Source organism: Arcticibacter svalbardensis MN12-7 (genome assembly GCF_000403135.1).
In the GTDB taxonomy this organism is placed as follows: Bacteria; Bacteroidota; Bacteroidia; order Sphingobacteriales; family Sphingobacteriaceae; genus Arcticibacter; species Arcticibacter svalbardensis.
This window is the reverse complement of sequence record NZ_AQPN01000110.1, coordinates 1-19,049: the sequence shown is the minus strand read 5'-3', so window position 1 is coordinate 19,049 and position 19,049 is coordinate 1. Positions and strand designations below refer to the sequence as shown.

The following is a 19,049-nucleotide window of genomic DNA, read 5'->3' as shown; positions in this document are numbered from 1 at the left end:
TTTTGTTATTGAATACTATTAATTGGAATTAAATCAATTTCCAAGATTTTCATCAGTTCTATGCCTGAAATTTCTAGTGCATTAATTTTTAATTGGTGCTTTCCAGCAGATATTTCGGCAAAGCCTATCTCTTTGATAATTAAACCTTCTTTACCTGTAAAACTTGCCTTCCCTCTAAAGCTAAGGTTATCAACGGTGATATTAAATTCTCCAGAGTTCTCTTTCTCTTGAATGAATTTAATAACAACTTTAAAATTAGTTGCTTTGGGGGTGACAAAATCCCAGCTTAAAAACTGACTTGTATTTTTCCAGCCGGTCACATAATATTTGTTTGTTTTTCCGTCGCCGTAAGAAAAGCCTTCTCCGTTTAATTTTGCGTCAAAAGCTAATAATCTATTTGTCGCTGCATCAACATCCAAGTATCTTAAATCATTTGTTTTTATGGGTTGCTTAGCTTTCATTACCAAAACAGCATCAACAGGATCTGAAGCATTTTTCGGCAACTCTAAAATTAGGTTTCCCTGTGGCGATACAGAAGTTTTAATTTTCTTTTTATCAACCATATTGTAAACCTTTGTTACTTTGCTGTTCATCCCTCCCACTAATAACTCACCCGTTTTTGGCCAATTAAAAACATGTAGGTAAAGTAGGTTGTTTTTTTGTGTGATAACACCCCAGCTTTGCAATGGCAGTGGCGATGCTGTAGTTTGATAAATAGATTGACCGTATTTTTTGGTCCAGATAGCCATACTATCTAAAATACGCTGATCTTTTTGGTCAAAGGCGCCGTCTCCCTTTGGACCAATATTCATTAAAATATTTCCACCTCTAGATGTCGCATTTGCAACTAGTTGGATAAAATGACTCGTCGTTTTATGGCTATCGTCAAACTTACTATATCCATAAGATTCATTTGTAGTTGGAATTGCTTCCCAATCTCCCGATACCGGAAAAAACTCTGCAGGTCTATCGGCTGTGTTTAAATAATCGCCCATACTTACTTTATTACTTCTTACTAAACGACCATTAATGACAACATTTGGATCGATTTCTCTGATTGCTTTTAAAATTCTAATGTTTTCTGATAATGGTAATTTTTGGGGTGTATCAAACCATAATATATCTGGATGGTACTTTTTAATGAGCTCCTGAATTTGAGGGATGGCTTTTTTATTGACATATTTTTGTGCCTTTGGCAATAATTCAGGATGTACGTCGTACCAGTCTCTTCCTCCAAAAAGATTTTTATCTCCACCTGGGTTATTGTACTCCCAATCGTTTCCTGGTGCATCTGGATTTTCCCAATCAAAAGCGTGTGAATAATAAAAGCCAAATTTCATCCCATACTTTTCACAGGCAGCCTTTAAATCTGCCATTGGGTCTCTTTTAAAAGAAGTTTTATCAGCAATATCGAAATCTGAATAATCAGAAGGATACATCGCAAAACCATCATGGTGTTTTGCTGTAACTATCAGATAACGCATCCCAGCGGCTTTTGCTATCTTCACCCATTTTTCAGCATCAAAATTTACTGGATTAAACTTTGATGCCAGTTCTAAATATTCTTTTTTTGTAATTTGCTCTTTTCTCATCAAATGCTCTGCGTAACCGCCCACTTCTTTTCCTTTCCATTCGCCGCCAGCTTCAGAATATACACCCCAATGAATAAACATCCCGAATTTTGCCTCACGCCACCATTCAATCCTTTTATCATGTGTGAGCATTGAATTTTTCCACCAACCGCTAGTTGCTTCTTCAATCATTTTATTATCCCGCATTGTGGCGGCATTTCTCATCGAAGCATCTTCATCACCCGCATCTTGCGCAAAAGATGAAAATGCTAACAAGCATACTATTAAACAACTAAGTATTTTCTTCATTTTATTATTCATCATTTAATTTACCTTCTCCGGCTAAAATTATCATAAGCTTATAATAATCAGTTTTTGTACTTTATATGAATTAGTTTGACCTCTTTGGGTACTCACTTTAAATTAATAGTAATTATCATTTCTTTTTGATCTCTGAAAATTTTTTATAGAGCCGTTTTTCTGGCTTGTAGATTTAGTCTGGCGTCCACCAAATTTTTAATGTTGGCGATGGGAAAATTTGCTATATCCAAAATAACATCATTAGGTTTTATATTGCCACTCATTAAGCTATTTGCGGAAACATCTAAAACCAGAACGCCGGTTTCGGTTGCCATTCCTGTTGCAGATCTTTCTGCAAGTGTGGATAAGTTTTTAACACGTACTCCAGCGAAATCATAGGTGTCATCAGTTTTCCATATCAAGGGAAGGATTTTTGGAATGGATGCTTTTTTTGCTTTTAATTTTAAATCGGGTGAAATGCTACCAACATTGTAAATGTGAGATCCAGATAACGTATTATTCTTATTAAAATAACTGAATACAATAGCATTACCACCTAAATCGGTGAGTTCGCATTTTTCACTTTTTATATTTTCGGCATTTTCTAGCGTAATTGCTCCTTTACGGTAAATTGTCCAATCACTAGGTAAAAGAGGTTCTTTGTTCTTCATAAAAGTTCTGAGCGTATGGCTAAATTTAAGCCCCTGCAAAGTGATGTCCTTTACAGGGCTTTTATTCCCTTTAAACTCAATGAGCATTTCTATTTGCGGTGTTTCAACAACTAATTGGGAAGGATTTTGATTCGATTTCAAATATAACCGTTGTTGTTTCCTATTAAAAAACCACTCGTTCAGTGTATCTAATTCTTCAAACACATTTTCCACAAAACGGTATTGTATATGAATAGCAGACCTGTTATTTTGCCAACCTCCTTCCATTTTCAATGTCGAGTCATTCTCTTTCCCGGTTATAAGGAACGAAAATCCTCCCCACATACTCGATTGCATTGCATGTAGATATGCATTCTTAGGGTTTTTCCATTTCTTTACTCTTTCCTGACTAATTGCATCTGCTGACGCTCCTCCAAACGGAAGTTTACCTTCTTCATAATTTGGATACCTAGCCATGTGCATCAGTTTTCCGTTTACGTATAGCTCATCAAACTTTAAAGATTTATCTGTCACAAAGGCTTGGTATATCCCATTTTTCAGTTTCCACTTTAAATCCAATTTTTGAGAACCCTTAATAGTGACATTCTCATTTTTATAAGGCATTATTCTCAAACCAGCATGAGCTTCTCTACTATCTGTGTCTGCAAAAACCAGGGGTTTCAATAAATGATAGTCCCCTTTCCTGATGTAGATATTTACTGGATCATTCTTTAACTTCCTGGCTTCTTGCTGCGCTCGGTAAAGCGTAGCAAATGGATTATTTAAGCTCCCTGAGTGTTGATCGTTACCGGATTTTGCAACGTAAATATCTTTGGCATTGCTACTGAAACTGCAAGTAAAAAAGAGTAAAAAATAGAGTATATATTTCATGATAAAATAAAAATCATCTTCATTTAACTGGATAAATATTAGAAAAAAATTATTTCGCTGGAACAATTGTATACGTTTTTCCTTTTTCAGTTTTAAAATTAATTAAATATCCTTTTTCAATAGCCCAATCAACTGTTGGTGTTTTTGCTACTTCAAAAGATGGAACAAAACGTGATACAAATAAAGGGTTAGCGTTAGGTGTCGTTAAAATTTTTGCTTCCAGCACTTTTACCGGGACTGCTGTTCTCAGTTGGCAATCTCCTCCTATTACAGCATGAATTTTAGATTGTTCCAATTTACCATTCTTCCAGCTGATATCTACTGTAAAATTTCCACGAGCTTTGATTCCTTTAATACTTCCATTAGCCCAGGCATCTGGCAAGGCAGGTAATAAATTAAGAACTCCATCCTGACTTTGCAGTAACATCTCGGTAATACCTGCCGTTGCACCAAAATTCCCGTCAATTTGAAATGGTGGATGAGCATCAAAGAGATTCGGATAGGTTCCCCCACCACTCATTTCAGCTTTTTCCTCTTTCGGATCCATATAACGGAAAGCATCTTGTAGTATTTGGTACGCATGATTACCATCTTGTAGCCTCGCCCACCAATTAATTTTCCAGGCCATAGACCAACCAGTACTTACATCTCCTCTAAAAATCAAAGATTGTTTGGCCGCTTTTGCAAGCTCGGGTGTATGGAACACAGATATTTGATCGCCAGGAAAAAGACTAAACAAGTGCGAGATATGACGATGAGCATCTTTTGAATCGTCCCAATCTTTGAACCATTCTTGCAACTGGCCATATTGCCCAATATGGAAAGGATAAAGTTTAGCTCTAGCTGATATTAATTCTTTTCTGAAACTTTCATCGATGTTTAATATCTCTGAGGAACGAATAATATCTGTAAAAAGCTGTCTTAAAATGGACATATCCATTGTAGATGCCATGGATAGCTGATATTCTTTTCCGTCAATTTTAACCGTGTTTTCTGGAGAAGTAGAGGGATTGGTAATTAAGTACTCTGAATTTGGATCTTTAATTAGCCAATGCAGCATAAACTCAGCAGCGCCTTTCATTAACGGATAAGCTGTTTTTGCTAGAAACTCTTTATCGCCCGTAAACATATAATGTTCATATAAATGCGTACTTAACCAGGATGCACTTATCGGCCATGCAGACCAACGTGGCATTCCTTTCGGATCCCAATCATAACCGCCCGTGGGAGAAGTTTTAGCCCATAAATCTGAATTATGATGCGACACCCAACCTTGGTTGATGTTATAATTTATCTTTGCGGTTTGAGCACCATTTATAGAAAGCTCTTTAATAAAAGCAAATAAAGGCTGATGGCATTCTGATAAATTAGCATTTTCTGCTGGCCAATAATTCATCTCGGTATTGATGTTCATGGTATAATTACTGCCCCAAGGTGGCTGTACCTGATCATTCCATAAGCCTTGTAGATTTGTTGGTCTTGAGCCCGGCCTAGAAGAAGCAATCATTAAATATCGTCCAAATTGATAATATAAAACTTGCAAACCCTGATCTGCTTCTGTATAATTCTTTAATCTTTCATTGGTTGTTTTTTCTCTGCTGGTTCACTATTATTTAAATTAAAACTCACCCTGTTAAAAAGATTTTGATAATCTTTAATATGGGCTGACTTTAATTCTTCAAAGCTTTTAGCTAAGGCTTTCTGCATGTTCAGCTGTGTTTCGATTGCTGGATTTTTCCCTTCTAATGTTGGAGATTTATCAAAACCATTAAAGCTTGTTGATTCAGTGAGATAAATGGTGACCGAATTCGCATTTGTCACAACAATTCTTCCGTTCTTGTTTAAAACTTTTCCACCATCATTTTTAACCTTGGCTAATATTTCAAAAGTCATCCCTTCTCCGCCATCATCATCATAAGCTATTTGAACTTTCTCGTAATCTCTGTTGGCTACATATTTTGGTGCTTTACCTGTCAATTTAACTTCTTGATTTGGGCTTGAGCTTACTTGATAACGCAACTTACTACTTAGGCCGATTTCGAAATCAAGGACCGCTTTTTTGTTGGCAGTAATTTTTACCACCAATAATTTATCCGGATAACTGGTAAAAACCTCACGGGTATATTTAACACCGTCTAACTCATAACTTACTTTAACTATAGCCGTTTTTAAATCAAGTTCACGATGGTAGTTTCTACCCAAATTATCTTGGGCATTAAAATACAAATTAAGATCGCCTAAAGGCAAATACCTGGCAGAATAAGGGCCTTGCATTTTTTTCCATAGTTCAGTAGCTTTTGTATAATCTCCATCAAAAATCGCCTTTCTTACTTCGGGCAAAACAGTTGGTCCGTTAGGATTATTTCCGGGATTTGGAGAACCAGACCATAACGTGTTATCGTTTAATTGGATGCATTCTTCTGATACTTTCCCAAAAACCATTGCTCCGGTTTTTCCATTTCCCAAAGGCAAGGCCTCTTCCCAAGCCTGAGCTGGCGAGTTATACCAAAGTTTTAATGGTTGGTTTGCAGTTTGACTAGAGCTATTCAAACAGGCAAACGTTAGAATTAAAACTATGACAGTCCGGAACTCGAATCTCGTATTTTTGATTATTAGAAGTATAGACATTATCTTTGCTAGTAATTTTAGCCAAATAAGTAAAATTAACTGGGCTATTATTTACCTTTACTAGCAATGTAATAAGCAATATGAGCAAGGTTGAAAAAAAGAGTTTTCTGAAGGTTGCTTTAACAATAGGTGCAGTACGCATTCTTATAAGTAGCACTCTTATAAAATTAAAGATAATACAAAGGCTTCTTATTTAGGCTCTAAATATACTCGGAAGGAGGTTTTCCGTATTGTTTTTTAAATTCTTTGCTAAAATACTGGGCATCATTAAAACCAACCATGTAAGCAATTTGAGACACGTTGCCGGCTTTTTGTTGTAATAACTGAAGCGCTCTTTTTAGCCTGATAGATTTCATAAAATTATTAATAGTTAACCCTGTAAGTGCATCAATCTTTTTATAAAAAACTGAAGTACTCATTCCTATTTCGGATGCAAAAAGATTTACGTTGAAATCAGAATTACTGATATTCTCTTCCATCAGACTCATCACTTTATTTAAAAATTCTTCGTCAGAAGATTCTATTTGAACCATTGTAGGCTCTAATGAAAATTGTTGAGAAAATTTCTCTCGCATGTTCTGATGTAAAGCAATAAGATTAGCTACAATAAGCCGAAGCTTCGCAATACCAAACGGTTTGGTTAAGTAAACATCTGCACCAGTTTTTAAGCCTTCTAGTTCATGCAATTCACTAGACCTAGCTGTTAGCAAAATAACTGGAATATGACGGGTTTTAATGTCTGTCTTTATTTTTGCACAAAATTCAAATCCATCCATTTCGGGCATCATTACATCGCTGATTATTAGATCTGGTAACTTTTCAAAAGCAAATGACAATGCTTCTTTTCCGTTCCAGGCTTGGATAATTTGGTAAAATTGGCTTAACGAATTAACAATAAAATCATTAACATCCTTATTGTCATCAACTACCAAAAGCAATGGTAAATTTCCAACTATAGATCTCTTTTTAACGAGCTCGTCAGCGGAAAACTCTTCCGAATCTCTATTTATTTTAAATAAACTACCTTCATCAAAAGGAAGTGCAATATTTATCTCTTCGGGCTTATATTGTGATGTTCCAATCATCAATGATAAACAGAAACTGGTACTTCCTCCTCCTTGTTCCAACACCAAATCGCCATGATGTAGCTTCGCTATACTTTTTGACAATGCGAGACCTATACCTGTGCCTATGTTACGTTGTTGGTGGTTTGGCACTTGATAAAAATCTGTAAAAAGCTTTTCGCTATTTTCTGGAGCTACACCTTCACCATTATCTTTTATCTTGATAAATACATGTTGATCTTGATGACGGATTTCTACTGTTACTTTTGCGTTTTGTTGCGCTGTAAACTTAAATGCATTTGATAGCAGGTTAAAAAGCACTTTTTCTAATTGATCTTTATCAAAATATAGCTCTATAAGTTCTTGATCTGTTTTGAAAGTATAATCAATTTGTTTCTGTTGTGCTAATTGACAGAATGAGAGATAAATTTCGTTCACAAAAGTTACAATGTTGCCTGCCGATAAGTTAAGCTTCATTTTCCCGCTCTCAATTTTTCGGAAATCCATGAGTTCATTTACCAGTCGCATTAAACGTTTTGCATTTTTATTAACAACCAACAACTGTTTATTAAGCGCAAAACTGTTGTGTGTATCCTGAATCATTTTCTCCAGAGGCCCCAAAATTAAGGTAAGTGGCGTACGTATTTCATGCGATACGTTGGTAAAGAAATCTAATTTCATTTGGTGCACCTCATGTTCCCGTTTCAACAAAGCCCTAATCAACAAAAACTTCATCACTAAATAAAGTAAGACTACAAATGCAAAAATATAAAACAAATATGCCCACCAGGTACGCCAAAATGGTGGTTTTATAATTATTTCTAATCTCGCTGGTATAGCATTAAAGATACCATCGTTATTGCTACCTTTCACCAACAAGGTATATTTACCATCGGGCAAATTAGTAAATGTTGCGGTGGGCTCATCTACCTGATTCCATTCCCGCTCAAACCCTTCAAGCTTGTAAGTGTATTTATTTTTTTTAGGTTTAACAAAACTTAAAGCTGCAAAATCTATACTAAAAACATTTTGCTGATAGTTAAGGACGAGCGTCTCTATTTTATTTAATGATTTTTTTAAAATAGAGTTGTCTTTATTTACCAGAACTTCTTTATTAAAAAGTCTTAAATGTGTAAAAACAATTTTAGGTGCTATCTCATTTTTCGAAATATCAGCAGGATAAAAACTCACTAAACCATTGTATCCACCAAAAAATAAAGAACCATCACTATCCTTTAAAACAGAATGGAAATTAAAAACGTTACCAGGCAAGCCATCGTTACGATTAAAAACGTTTATAAAACCATGGTTTATCATCGTCAACCCTTTGTCTGTACTAACCCAGATCCGGTGTTGGTTATCTTCAACAATACCTGCAATGGTATTTGATGGAAGTCCATCTTTTGTGGTAAAAAATTTTATTCTCGTAGATAAAGGGTTATAAAAAGCAAGCCCGTCATTATAGCTTCCAAATAGCATTTTACCATCAAAACTTTGCGTAATAAAACTAATTTGACTAAAATAAGAATTATTGTTAAACAGCAGTTTAACAAAGTTTTTTGCATTTGCTTTTATATAATACAATCCTTCTTCTGTAGACACCCAAAGCGTATTTTCTTTATCCTGATACAAAAAAGTAATATTATTTGCAGACAAATAAAATTTAGCATTTCGTGTTTGTAAGGAGTTAAAAGAATCTGTGGTATTATCGTAGAGAAATAGACCACTACCTTTTGAACCTACCCAAACTCTTCTTTGCGAATCTGTTATTAGGTAGGTGATGCGTTTTACGCTTAATGTTTTCTTATCCGATATATTGTAATGTTTAAAAACATTCTTTTTTGTAAAAAAATAATCAACCCCTCCATCATAAGCAGCAATCCATAGATTTCCTTTTGGGTCAATGCTAATGGCTTTTATCAGGTTAGAACTCACAGAGTTTTTACCACCTTCTGCTCTAAAATTGGTAAACAATCCCGTTTTCCGGTTAAAATAATTTAATCCTTCGGCCTCGGTACCAATCCAAAGATCGCCTAAATTGCCTTCAGTTAATACGCTAATAATATTACTACTTAAAGAACTTTTGTAGGAATAATGCTTATAAGCACTAAATCTAATTGCGTTTGGGTGATAAACATTTACGCCACCATAATAAGTACCCACCCATACCGAACCGGCCTTGTCCTGATAAATATCATAAATAGAGTTTTGGTTTAAACTTTTGGGATCTTCGGGATTATGGATTTGATTTTGAAACACCTTTTTAATGGGGTCGTAAATACTAATACCATTTAAAGTTCCAAACCATAGTTTGCCCTGTTTATCTAATATTATTTTTCGGATGATATTACTAACAAGCCCACTGTTCTGTGATGTAAAGTGTTTAAATCCATTTGTACCCAATTTTAATTGGTTAGCTCCTCCAAAGTGTGTACCAACCCATAAATTACGTTCTTTATCTTCAGTAATTGTATGTATATCATTATCTGAAAGACTGGTTTTATCTAAATTGTTGTGAAAATAAGTTTTGAAGCAATAATTATTGTTTTTTTCGGTTAGGGCTACCAAGCCTAATTGCGTACCTACCCATATAACACCGTTACTGTCTTGGAAAACTGCTTTAATAAAAGAACTAACCAATCCTTCACCATACGAGCCCTTGCAAAAAAAACGATCGAACTTACCGTTAATATTCAATCTGTTTAAGCCATTCTCTGTACCTATCCAAAGGTTACCAACTTTGTCTTCGTACAAACACCTAATGGTATTATTGCTCAAACTCGATTTATCATTTGGTCTATTAAAATATCTTTTAAAAGATTTAGTTTCGGGTAGATATTTATTTAAACCATTTTGCATACCCACCCATAAGTCCCCGTTACTACATGTTAATAAGCTATTTACATTTTGATTACTACTGATAGATGTAGTGTCTTCACTATCGCATTTAAAGATTTCAAATTGCCTAGAATCATATCTGTTAAGTCCATTCTTAGTACCGAACCACATAAAACCCATACTATCTTGTGTAATAGCTATTACACCACTTTGTGATAAGCCCGATTCCATGGTAAGCTTATCAAATGAAATTGGACTATTTTGAGCGATAGATTTTGCCCATAAGTATAGAGTAAATAATAAAAAGACAGATGTACGCTTTGCTATTGATTTGTTTATATTGATTTTGAAGCGTGGTTTAAAAAATAACATTCTTTTTATTGGTTTATTAGGTTGGATAAATATATTACCTTTTTGATAATCGAATGTATTAAATTGTATAAAAGTATGCATACGGGCTACGACCTCCGCAATCCTAGCTGATTAGATTTGGGTATTCTTCCAGCGATGAGGCATAAGGTCGCTATATTTCCCGTCATATTCAGAATCATTGATATCCAGTCCTGTGGATCTACACCATGTTTTTTACAGGTAGCAAACAGCGAATATACCATTGCAGCATTTTGTGCTGTAAGCGTTCGGTAAAAACCATTCCCGGTCAGATTATCTAATTTTCTAGATTCGCTTCTGAAATTAAACAATCAGGAGCATGAACCAGGGATTACAATCAGAGATGTTACGCCACGTAAACGATTGGCAACATAGCGCCCCTGTCGAGACAGTTCAAGACTTGACCGATCTCACTTTCTGAATAAATAGGATGGCAGTTTGGCCTGATTCCTATAATTGTCTGTTGGAATAGCAGCTGTAATGTTGGTTGGGATCAATTTTGTGTTGTACAAATATCTGAAAAAACCCTTCAGGTGCATTAACATTAGATGGATACAACCTTTTTTTCTGGAATCAAGGCCTTGTATGAACCTGACAACATCGTACTGCTTTAGATGGTCAATGTCATGAATATCTGTACTGGCTAACCAAAGGTTGAGCCTGCTTAGGTTTCTTTCGATCTGGTGTATTGTTACACTATCCAAGCGCTCCGGGTGTTTGAACTGGATGTATTGCTGAACAAGCCCACCTATCTCGCCTTCCAGATATCTGACCTTCGTTCTCTTCTGAATATATCCCGTTTCAAAAAACTCGGACAGTGTAAGCGCCGCACTTATTGCCCTTTTTTCTCTTGGCAACAGCACTCTTGTTTTTTCAAGAATACCAAGGTGTACTACAAATCACTCACATGCTTCCGTACTAACGAATACAATATCCTGAGCTTTCATAAACTCTTTGATTTTCGACCAGCCGATCTTGTAGTGGCATTGAGAAGAATACTTGAACTTAAGTTTGTCTTTGATGAAATCTAACGCTCCAGCTATCGCTTCATCATACTTTAATTGTTGTTGCATACTTATTTTATTTTTAGTGATGGGTGTCTAACGCCGAAAACCTTCACATTAGTTCAAATATTATGCAAACAAACAAGGCAAATTAATTTATAAACAGCTCACTATCAAGACGCTAATGAACACTGGTTTGCATATTCAAAAAGTTCAGATAATTATCAATTTGAAAGTTGCCGTCGTATAAATAAGCACTCAGTGCATTCAAATAACTCCAAATGGAAGTAAACCATAAGGAGCAAAACGAAATTTTTTTTGGGGGATACTATGTTTATAAAGAACGGACTACTTTTTATATGGGAAAAATTAGAAATTAATAAAAGTCAGCTGGTAACAACAGGTTCAAAATATTGCGGGGGAAGTGCCTTATGCGCCTTCATCACTCATATTAAATTTGGTTCGGGCAGACAGAGTTTATGCAAGTAAAGCTGCAATTCTTTAAACCTGCCAAACGTTATAACCAATTTAACAAAACCTGATAATTTACTTACTTCCCTATTCAAGTTAAACCATTTGGTGAAACAGATGTCAAACGAACAAAATATTAAAATGATAAAATACTCAGCTTTAATAATAATTTGCTTAGGCTCACAACTTTTTGCTCAAGAAAATAATAGCCATTTAACTGCAACAATAATTGGCTCTGGCTCACCTAAGTATAACCCAGAACGTTCGGGACCTTCTGTATTAATATCTTACAAAAACACTCAAATTTTGGTAGATATGGGAAATGGTACACAAGCCAGTTTGAACAAAAACAACACCAAAATTAAAGACATAGATGGCTTGCTTTTTACGCATCATCATTTAGACCACAATGAAGAATTCACCCCTATATTTATTCAATCGCTTCTTGGGGGAAACAGCATAATTGTTGCTGGACCAAAACCTACTACAACAATGGTAGATAATATCTTTACTATTTATAAAGAAGATATTTCTTACCGACTCTCAAAATCAGGGAGAGGTTTAAGCGATGTGAAATCCAACTTCACCGCCAAAGACTTGACAGGAAACACCCCGTTCTATATTGGAGATATAAAAATTACGTATACACCTGTAAACCATACTATTGAAACTTTCGCCTATCGTTTTGATGCAGGAAATGAATCCATTGTCATTTCTGGTGACTTAACTTACTCTGAAACATTACCTATTTTGGCTAACAATGCCGATTATTTAATAATGGACTCTGGCGGTGCTATTGAATTAGGTTCAAAAAGGAATCCCAATGCAAACAAAAACATCACAAACAAACAACGAGCACACGTTAATTTAGCTGAAAGCTCGCAAATGGCTAAAGAAGCCAATGTTAAAAATTTGGTGTTAACACATTTCAACTTTACAAATATTGATGAAGAAGCTACTTCAGCTGAAATACGGAAAAATTATTCAGGCACAATTATATATGGAAAAGACTTAATGTCTTTACCTCTCAAACTAGATAGGACTACAAACAAGAATTTAAAGTATAGCTACCCTATTGTTGACACAGGTGTTAAAGATTTTTACTCTGACACAAAAGAAATTTCTAATCCATCCGTAAAAGACCCTTTTTACGGACAAGATGCTAACTATAATGGTAATCAACCCTCATACACCAATAATAGAGATGCTATGATAACAGATAATGTTACGGGCTTAATTTGGGAACAAGCTATGGGAACAAAAATGACTCTAGAAGAAGCTATCCTGAAAGCAAAAAAAGCTAAATTAGGAGGTTATAACGATTGGAGAGTACCCACCATTAAAGAGCTTTATTCTCTTATACAGTTCACAGGAAAAGTTAAAGGAGCTACCGCTATAAAGATGTTTATTGATACAAACTATTTTAATCAGCCTCTTGGAAATAGCAAAAAAGGAGAACGAGATATTGATGCACAAACTTGGTCTTCAACAGAATATGTAGGAAAAACAATGCGAGGTGATGAAACTATTTTTGGAGTTAATTTTGTAGATGGTCGGATAAAAGGATATCCAAAATACAATCCAAAAACGGGTGCTGACAACGAAATGTATTTCCGTTTGGTACGTGGAAATTCAGATTATGGAAAAAATAATTTTATAGATGAAAAAGACGGTACAGTGAGTGATTACGCCACAGGTCTCATGTGGCAAAAAGCTGATGATGGTATTGGTAGAAATTGGGAAGAGGCCTTGAACTATGCTGAAAATCTTAAACTTGCTAACTATTCCGATTGGCGTTTGCCCAATGCCAAAGAATTACAAAGCATTGTTGACTATGTTCGCTCGCCACAAACTACCAATTCACCTGCAATAGATCCTATTTTTGAATCTACCGAAATCAAAGATCCAGAGGGAAATCTTGGACAATATCCATTCTACTGGACTAGTACAACCCATTTAGATGGACAAAACCCGTATGCTAGTGCTGTTTATATTGCTTTTGGTGAAGCACAAGGAAAAATGAATGGTAAATTGATGGATGTTCATGGTGCTGGAGCTCAAAGAAGCGACCCAAAAAGCGGAAACAAGAACAATTATCCTGATTATTTTGGGCCACAAGGTGATGTTAGGTATGTTTATAATTATGTGAGATGCGTTAGAGATATCAACAACATAGAAAATACAAAGACTGCTCAACAATCAGGTCCGAAGACCAACCAGATAAAACAAAATCAACGAAAATCTAATAATCAGAATGAGAAAAATACTGTCCCTTCTTTCGAAAAAATGGTAGAGAATATGGATACCAATAAGGATAAGAAAATCTCAAAATCGGAAGCAAAAGGTAAGTTGAAAGAAAATTTTGATAAACGAGATAAAAACAAAGACGGTTATATTACAGAAGATGAATTGACAAGAAGAAACCCATAAAAACTGGTTACAACAATAAAAACAATAAGGGTTGAGCGTCAAATCTAAAGTTGGTGCACATTAACTACCCTGCTAAATTACAATTTGACGGTTTTTTGATAAATGATGTAAGTTCGTGTTAAGTTAGACTTTGTCTCCCTACGGAGCTCCTTGTAACTTTGAGCTTTTACTATAATGACTTGACCTTCATAAAAAATGCGATGGATATTTCAAGAATCAAATCTCATTATTGACTCGTGGCTGTTGCAGAAGTGATTATTTTCCTCAGATATTGACTTCACAGCTTTCTTTTGCTTTGTTTTTAAGCATACTGATAGGAACCATGGAAAGGCAACTAGATTAACTTAAGCCCGTTCAATGCGAGTCTAAATGGCTTTAAAAAGAGCACAAGAAGACTTTTTTCCTCCTGTTTTTAAGTAATTCTTGAGATTAAAAGCAATTGCTGCCATAAGCATGACCTTGTGAGCACTGGCTTTGCCAACTACACCTATTTTGCTTAATCCATAATAATTTACCAAACTACAAACACAGATTCTACCGGTATACAAGCAACTCCCTCCTCAATCTCTGCTGATTAAATCGGTGTATTTTTCCAGCGGTGTGGCATAAGGTCGCTATTTTTTTAGTCATATTCAGGATCATTGATTTTGTAAAGCACATCTGATATCCAGTTCTGTTGATCCACGCCATGTTTTTTACATGGTAGCAAACAGCGAATATACCATGGCTGCATTTTGGGCGGTATCATGATTTCCGCTGATGGGGGCACAAAGAAGTGACATGCTGTACTCTTTGTAAGAACATGTAAACTGCATGGTATTAACCCAATGACCTGGATGGCAGATGTTCTGAAAGAATAAATACACATCCATCAGAAAAGATTCAAGAACTTTTACCTCTAAACTGGAAAAAACTTCAGGAAGAAACAATGGATGAGAAACAGGAAAAACTATCCTGAGAACCCTCAATAGCCTTTATTGACACTATAAATGTCTATTTGCTATAAAATCATACCTGTGCTGTAGTGTTAGCTTACTTTAAATACTTATTCTCTTATCGTAAAATTCTACATTTGTAGATATCAAAGCGATTGCTTAGTTTTGTCGAGTTCTAAAACATGGCAAGAAAAAAAGAGTATATAGAAGATGAAGTAATAGAAAAAGCAATGGCTTTATTCTGGCGCAACGGTTATGAAGCTACTTCCGTGCGAATGCTCGAAAAAGAAATGGGGATTAACCAATTTTCTATTTATTCAAGTTTTGGAAACAAGCAAGGTGTTTTTCTTGAGAGTATTAAATCTTATAGAAAAAAAATTTGCAGTATCACAGATAAGTTAGAAAAATCTAATAACGGTATTATAGGCCTAAAACAATATTTTTACGATTTCATAGCATTTTCTAGGATAGATAATTTTAAAAAAGGATGCTTGGTAACCAATACATTTATTGAGTTAGGAGAGCATGGAGATCCTGCTATAATGCATGAACTTCAAGTGTTTTTTAACGAAATTAGAAGTCTGATGATAACTAACTTGAAACATGACAAAAGCAAAAGTGAAAAAATGGTAGAAAGCAATGCAAATTATTTAGCCGTTTCATTACTGGGTCTATCTCCTGCATCGAAAATATTAAATGATAAACAATTGGCAGATTTTATTGAGACCGCTTTTTCAAATCTATAATTGGATTAACTTTTTTTAACTAAAAACTAAGCGATTGCTTAGTTTTTAGTTAATAGCATTAATAACAAATAAAAAATTAAAATTATGACAAGTTTAAAAATTTACGATATGGAAACCGCTCCTGAAGAGAGCAAACCATTTTTAGAAAAATCTTTAAAAGCTAACGGAATGATTCCTGGTTTGCATGGTGTCTTAGCTGGTGCTCCAGGTTTATTAGCAGCATACCAAACCTTACATGAGCTGTTTGCTAATTCTTCTTTTGATAATGAAGAATTAACTGTGGTATGGCAAACCATTAATGTAGAACACGAATGCCATTATTGTGTACCAGCACACACCGGTATTGCCAACATGATGAAAGTAAACCCGAAAATTACGGAAGCTTTACGTAATGAAACGGCTATGCCAACAGCAAAACTGCAAGCCTTACATGAGATTGTTTTGAAAATTGTTCGCAATCGTGGTCATGTATCACAAGAAGATTTGGATGCTTTTTATGCCGTTGGATATGGTCAAAGACAAGTATTAGAAATCATTTTAGGATTATCTCAAAAAATAATTAGCAATTATACCAACCATATTGCTAACACCCCTGTGGATGAGCGATTTGAAAAATTCGCTTGGAAACCAAAAATAGTTTAATCGATAAGAGAAGCCAGAATGAAGTTTGGGGCTTCTCTATTTATAAAAAATATATGCAAATTTTAAATAAAAGGAATACGGAACGAGAGCACTAGTTACAGGAGGTTCAGCAGGGATTAGAAAGGCATTTGCGCTGGGGCTGGCTAAACAAGGTATTGAACCTATTTTAGTTGATCGGGATAAAGGGAAACTAAGTGACATTGCAAAAGAGATTTCTACTTAATATCAAATAGATGCACAAACCTACTCTGCATTATCAGAACTACCTTTTCCACAACTATCTATCTTTCCGGAACAGGCTGGCTTGGTTGTGGTTGGTTCGATCCTTTGAAATCCTGGTATTATTTTGGAATAGGTTAAAGTCCCCTATTATTTTCATATTTTGGTGATCCCTATTGTTGCAATGGCTGTATATGTAAACCTTCATCCCCCCCCTGTCCCGCAGAGATTTTACCTTTTGAATCTAAGCCTCCAATGATGGCCTTATAATTGAAAGGCTTAGCTATATTAAATATCAATCTATTCATAAAAAATGGTCAATGAAAAATAGTAGAAGAAGTTTTGTTAAAAAAGCAATAATGGCTGGCGTTGGAGGTCTAACGATTTCTAATGTTTCATTTGGCGCAGATTTTTTAGCTCCTGAAATTAAATTTAAAAACATAAAAATGATGAAAGCACCTAAAGTATTATTCTTCGATGTAAACGAAACTTTATTGGATTTAGGGAACATGAAAAAAAGTGTGGCTAAAGCCTTAGGAAGAGATGATTTATTGTCTTTATGGTTTACCACCATGTTACAATATTCTCTAGTTTCTACCACTAGCCGTCAGTATGCAGATTTTGGAGCAATTGGTGCGGCTACCCTACGCATGGTTGCAGCTAATCATGGGATAGAATTATCAGCAGAAAAAGCCAAAGAAGCCTTAATTCCACTGAGTTCCTTACCTCCTCATCCAGAAGTAAAAGAGGCCTTGAAGAATTTAAAAAATGCGGATTACAAAATGGTTTCATTAACCAATTCGTCAAATCGTGGGGTAGAAACGCAATTTAAGAATGCAGGATTAACTGATCTTTTTGATGAACGTTTAAGTATTGAGGATATTGGAAAGTATAAACCAGCTAGCGATGTTTATGATTGGGCAGCTCGTAAAATGGGGGTGCAACCGAATGAGTGTATGATGATTGCTGCTCATGGATGGGATGTTGCCGGAGCAATTTGGGCTGGATGGAGGGCAGCTTTTATAGCCCGTCCAGGTCAACAATTATACCCCTTAGCACCGGTACCTGAGATCAATGAAAAGGATTTGCTCTCAATTTCTGAAAAATTAATTGCTCTAAAAAGCTAGGCCCAGTTTGGCGCAAGAATGAAGGGTTAGGGAAGCGGGTAAAGGCTTCTTGTACCTTTTTGACTCGCCTATAACAGATTTCATAATTGTGTCTTTAAAGGTTTAAGGAATAAATGGTATTTCAGGCTCAGGTAATTCGCTGACTGGTTTAAAACAACAAGCATTCTTAATATACAAATTGGAATAGTTACATCTCCTAAAGCACCTAAAACAAACCCATTTCCTGCAAAAACTTGACCTGCACCTATGAAAGTAAATGCAACCAGGGCATTCTAAAGTATTTAAGCCTTCTTCATCAATCCAAACGTCGTTATCACCATTTAAAACAGCTGAACACTCTAACAATCGACAATCAATGAAGGCATAAATTTCCTTGAAATCAAGAATACTGACTTCTTTTATAGCTTGATTTGCTGAATTTATTAATTAGGAGGGTCTGCTGAAAAACTCAAAAGACCAATTCAACGATATAATTTTAACATTCAAAAATAATGGCTGGTGTATGCTTGATACACTGGCCATTATTTTTATTAATCCTTTTGTTCAGATCTTGATCATTGCTGAAAAACGTATGCTCATTGTTTTGATTTTTAGCCAAAAGGATACTTCCCCGGCCAACTTGACCAGGTTAAGCACCATAAAGATGCAGGCAATCCAGTATTCGCTGGTCCTTTCAGGCGGGCCTTGATATTGTCGAAACCGTAAGCGGTTTTTGCCTGTCCGAATTTCCCTTCTATTGGATTCCTTTCCCCTGGCCTTACGTGTTCTTTTTTCACCGCCGATGGTCTGCCTAGTGGTTTGGCCAGGAGCTTAATGCCCATTTACTTGAGCAGACTTCGGTTTGTTCGGTTACAATAAATCTGGTCGGCAAGGATCTCTGCCGGATAATAGCCAAAGCGCGATGTTCCTTTTACCACAGAAACAGTGATCCAGGCACATAAAAAAGCTTTTGAGGCCGTTAAGGGTGTCCCTGCAGAAATCGTTTATGACCAGGACAGGCTCTTTATCGTATCAGAGAACCTAGGTGATATCATCATGACCGACTACAGAAATTAACAATAATTAAATATGATTCATTAGAAACTTATGGATAATGATACGGATTTTTAATAAAAAACAGCAGTTATAATTTTCATTCTTAAA

13 protein-coding genes and 1 pseudogene are annotated in these 19,049 nt (G+C 35.5%); 6 read left to right on the top strand and 8 right to left on the bottom strand.

Annotated features, from left to right (window positions below; all coding sequences use genetic code 11):
* Positions 1-5 precede the first annotated feature (5 nt).
* From ADIARSV_RS15140 to ADIARSV_RS15115, 6 genes are all read right to left on the bottom strand, one after another.
* A complete protein-coding gene (locus tag ADIARSV_RS15140) occupies positions 6-1,880 on the bottom strand; it encodes an alpha-L-fucosidase (protein WP_235048429.1) in 1,875 nt (624 codons plus the stop codon).
* Between the two features lie 155 nt (positions 1,881-2,035).
* Positions 2,036-3,412, bottom strand: coding sequence for a hypothetical protein (locus tag ADIARSV_RS15135; RefSeq protein ID WP_016196470.1), 1,377 nt, complete (start codon positions 3,410-3,412; stop codon positions 2,036-2,038).
* A 49-nt stretch (positions 3,413-3,461) separates the two neighbouring features.
* Positions 3,462-4,955, bottom strand: coding sequence for a glycosyl hydrolase family 95 catalytic domain-containing protein (locus ADIARSV_RS22655; protein WP_394331153.1), 1,494 nt, complete (start codon positions 4,953-4,955; stop codon positions 3,462-3,464).
* A gap of 26 nt (positions 4,956-4,981) precedes the next feature.
* The gene (locus ADIARSV_RS22650; protein WP_235048428.1) at positions 4,982-6,040 is read right to left on the bottom strand and encodes a glycoside hydrolase family 95 protein; all 1,059 of its coding nucleotides are present in this window, start codon (positions 6,038-6,040) and stop codon (positions 4,982-4,984) included.
* 200 nt (positions 6,041-6,240) lie between these two features.
* On the bottom strand, positions 6,241-10,314 hold the full coding sequence (locus ADIARSV_RS15125) for a hybrid sensor histidine kinase/response regulator transcription factor (RefSeq protein WP_016196467.1): 4,074 nt from the start codon (positions 10,312-10,314) through the stop codon (positions 6,241-6,243).
* A gap of 428 nt (positions 10,315-10,742) precedes the next feature.
* Positions 10,743-11,189, bottom strand: a complete 447-nt coding sequence (locus ADIARSV_RS15115; protein ID WP_160166675.1) for a site-specific integrase — start codon at positions 11,187-11,189, stop codon at positions 10,743-10,745.
* Between the two features lie 735 nt (positions 11,190-11,924).
* On the opposite strand from ADIARSV_RS15115, the gene ADIARSV_RS22205 reads away from it, so the two are divergent.
* Positions 11,925-14,237, top strand: a complete 2,313-nt coding sequence (locus ADIARSV_RS22205; RefSeq protein WP_200864762.1) for an Lcl domain-containing protein — start codon at positions 11,925-11,927, stop codon at positions 14,235-14,237.
* Positions 14,238-14,932: 695 nt separating this feature from the next.
* Here ADIARSV_RS22205 and ADIARSV_RS23330 read toward each other — a convergent pair.
* Positions 14,933-15,109, bottom strand: coding sequence for a hypothetical protein (locus tag ADIARSV_RS23330; RefSeq protein WP_160166674.1), 177 nt, complete (start codon positions 15,107-15,109; stop codon positions 14,933-14,935).
* A gap of 245 nt (positions 15,110-15,354) precedes the next feature.
* Between ADIARSV_RS23330 and ADIARSV_RS15100 the strand changes: the two genes are divergently transcribed.
* The 4 genes and pseudogenes from ADIARSV_RS15100 to ADIARSV_RS15090 all read left to right on the top strand — a co-directional run bounded on the left by ADIARSV_RS15100 (position 15,355) and on the right by ADIARSV_RS15090 (position 17,906).
* Positions 15,355-15,918, top strand: a complete 564-nt coding sequence (locus ADIARSV_RS15100; protein ID WP_016196460.1) for a TetR/AcrR family transcriptional regulator — start codon at positions 15,355-15,357, stop codon at positions 15,916-15,918.
* An 84-nt stretch (positions 15,919-16,002) separates the two neighbouring features.
* The gene (locus tag ADIARSV_RS15095) at positions 16,003-16,560 is read left to right on the top strand and encodes a carboxymuconolactone decarboxylase family protein (RefSeq protein WP_040300273.1); all 558 of its coding nucleotides are present in this window, start codon (positions 16,003-16,005) and stop codon (positions 16,558-16,560) included.
* Between the two features lie 100 nt (positions 16,561-16,660).
* Positions 16,661-16,783: pseudogene (locus tag ADIARSV_RS23235) on the top strand (hypothetical protein); the annotation flags it as partial.
* A gap of 316 nt (positions 16,784-17,099) precedes the next feature.
* Positions 17,100-17,906 (top strand): haloacid dehalogenase type II, encoded by an 807-nt coding sequence (locus tag ADIARSV_RS15090; protein WP_016196456.1) that lies wholly within the window; start codon positions 17,100-17,102, stop codon positions 17,904-17,906.
* Positions 17,907-18,496: 590 nt separating this feature from the next.
* Here the strand turns inward: ADIARSV_RS15090 and ADIARSV_RS21590 are convergent.
* On the bottom strand, positions 18,497-18,727 hold the full coding sequence (locus ADIARSV_RS21590) for a transposase (protein WP_016196455.1): 231 nt from the start codon (positions 18,725-18,727) through the stop codon (positions 18,497-18,499).
* 103 nt (positions 18,728-18,830) lie between these two features.
* Between ADIARSV_RS21590 and ADIARSV_RS22925 the strand changes: the two genes are divergently transcribed.
* Positions 18,831-18,962: a hypothetical protein gene (locus tag ADIARSV_RS22925; protein WP_016196454.1), complete on the top strand. Its 132-nt coding sequence runs from the start codon at positions 18,831-18,833 to the stop codon at positions 18,960-18,962.
* The last annotated feature ends 87 nt before the right edge of the window (positions 18,963-19,049 follow it).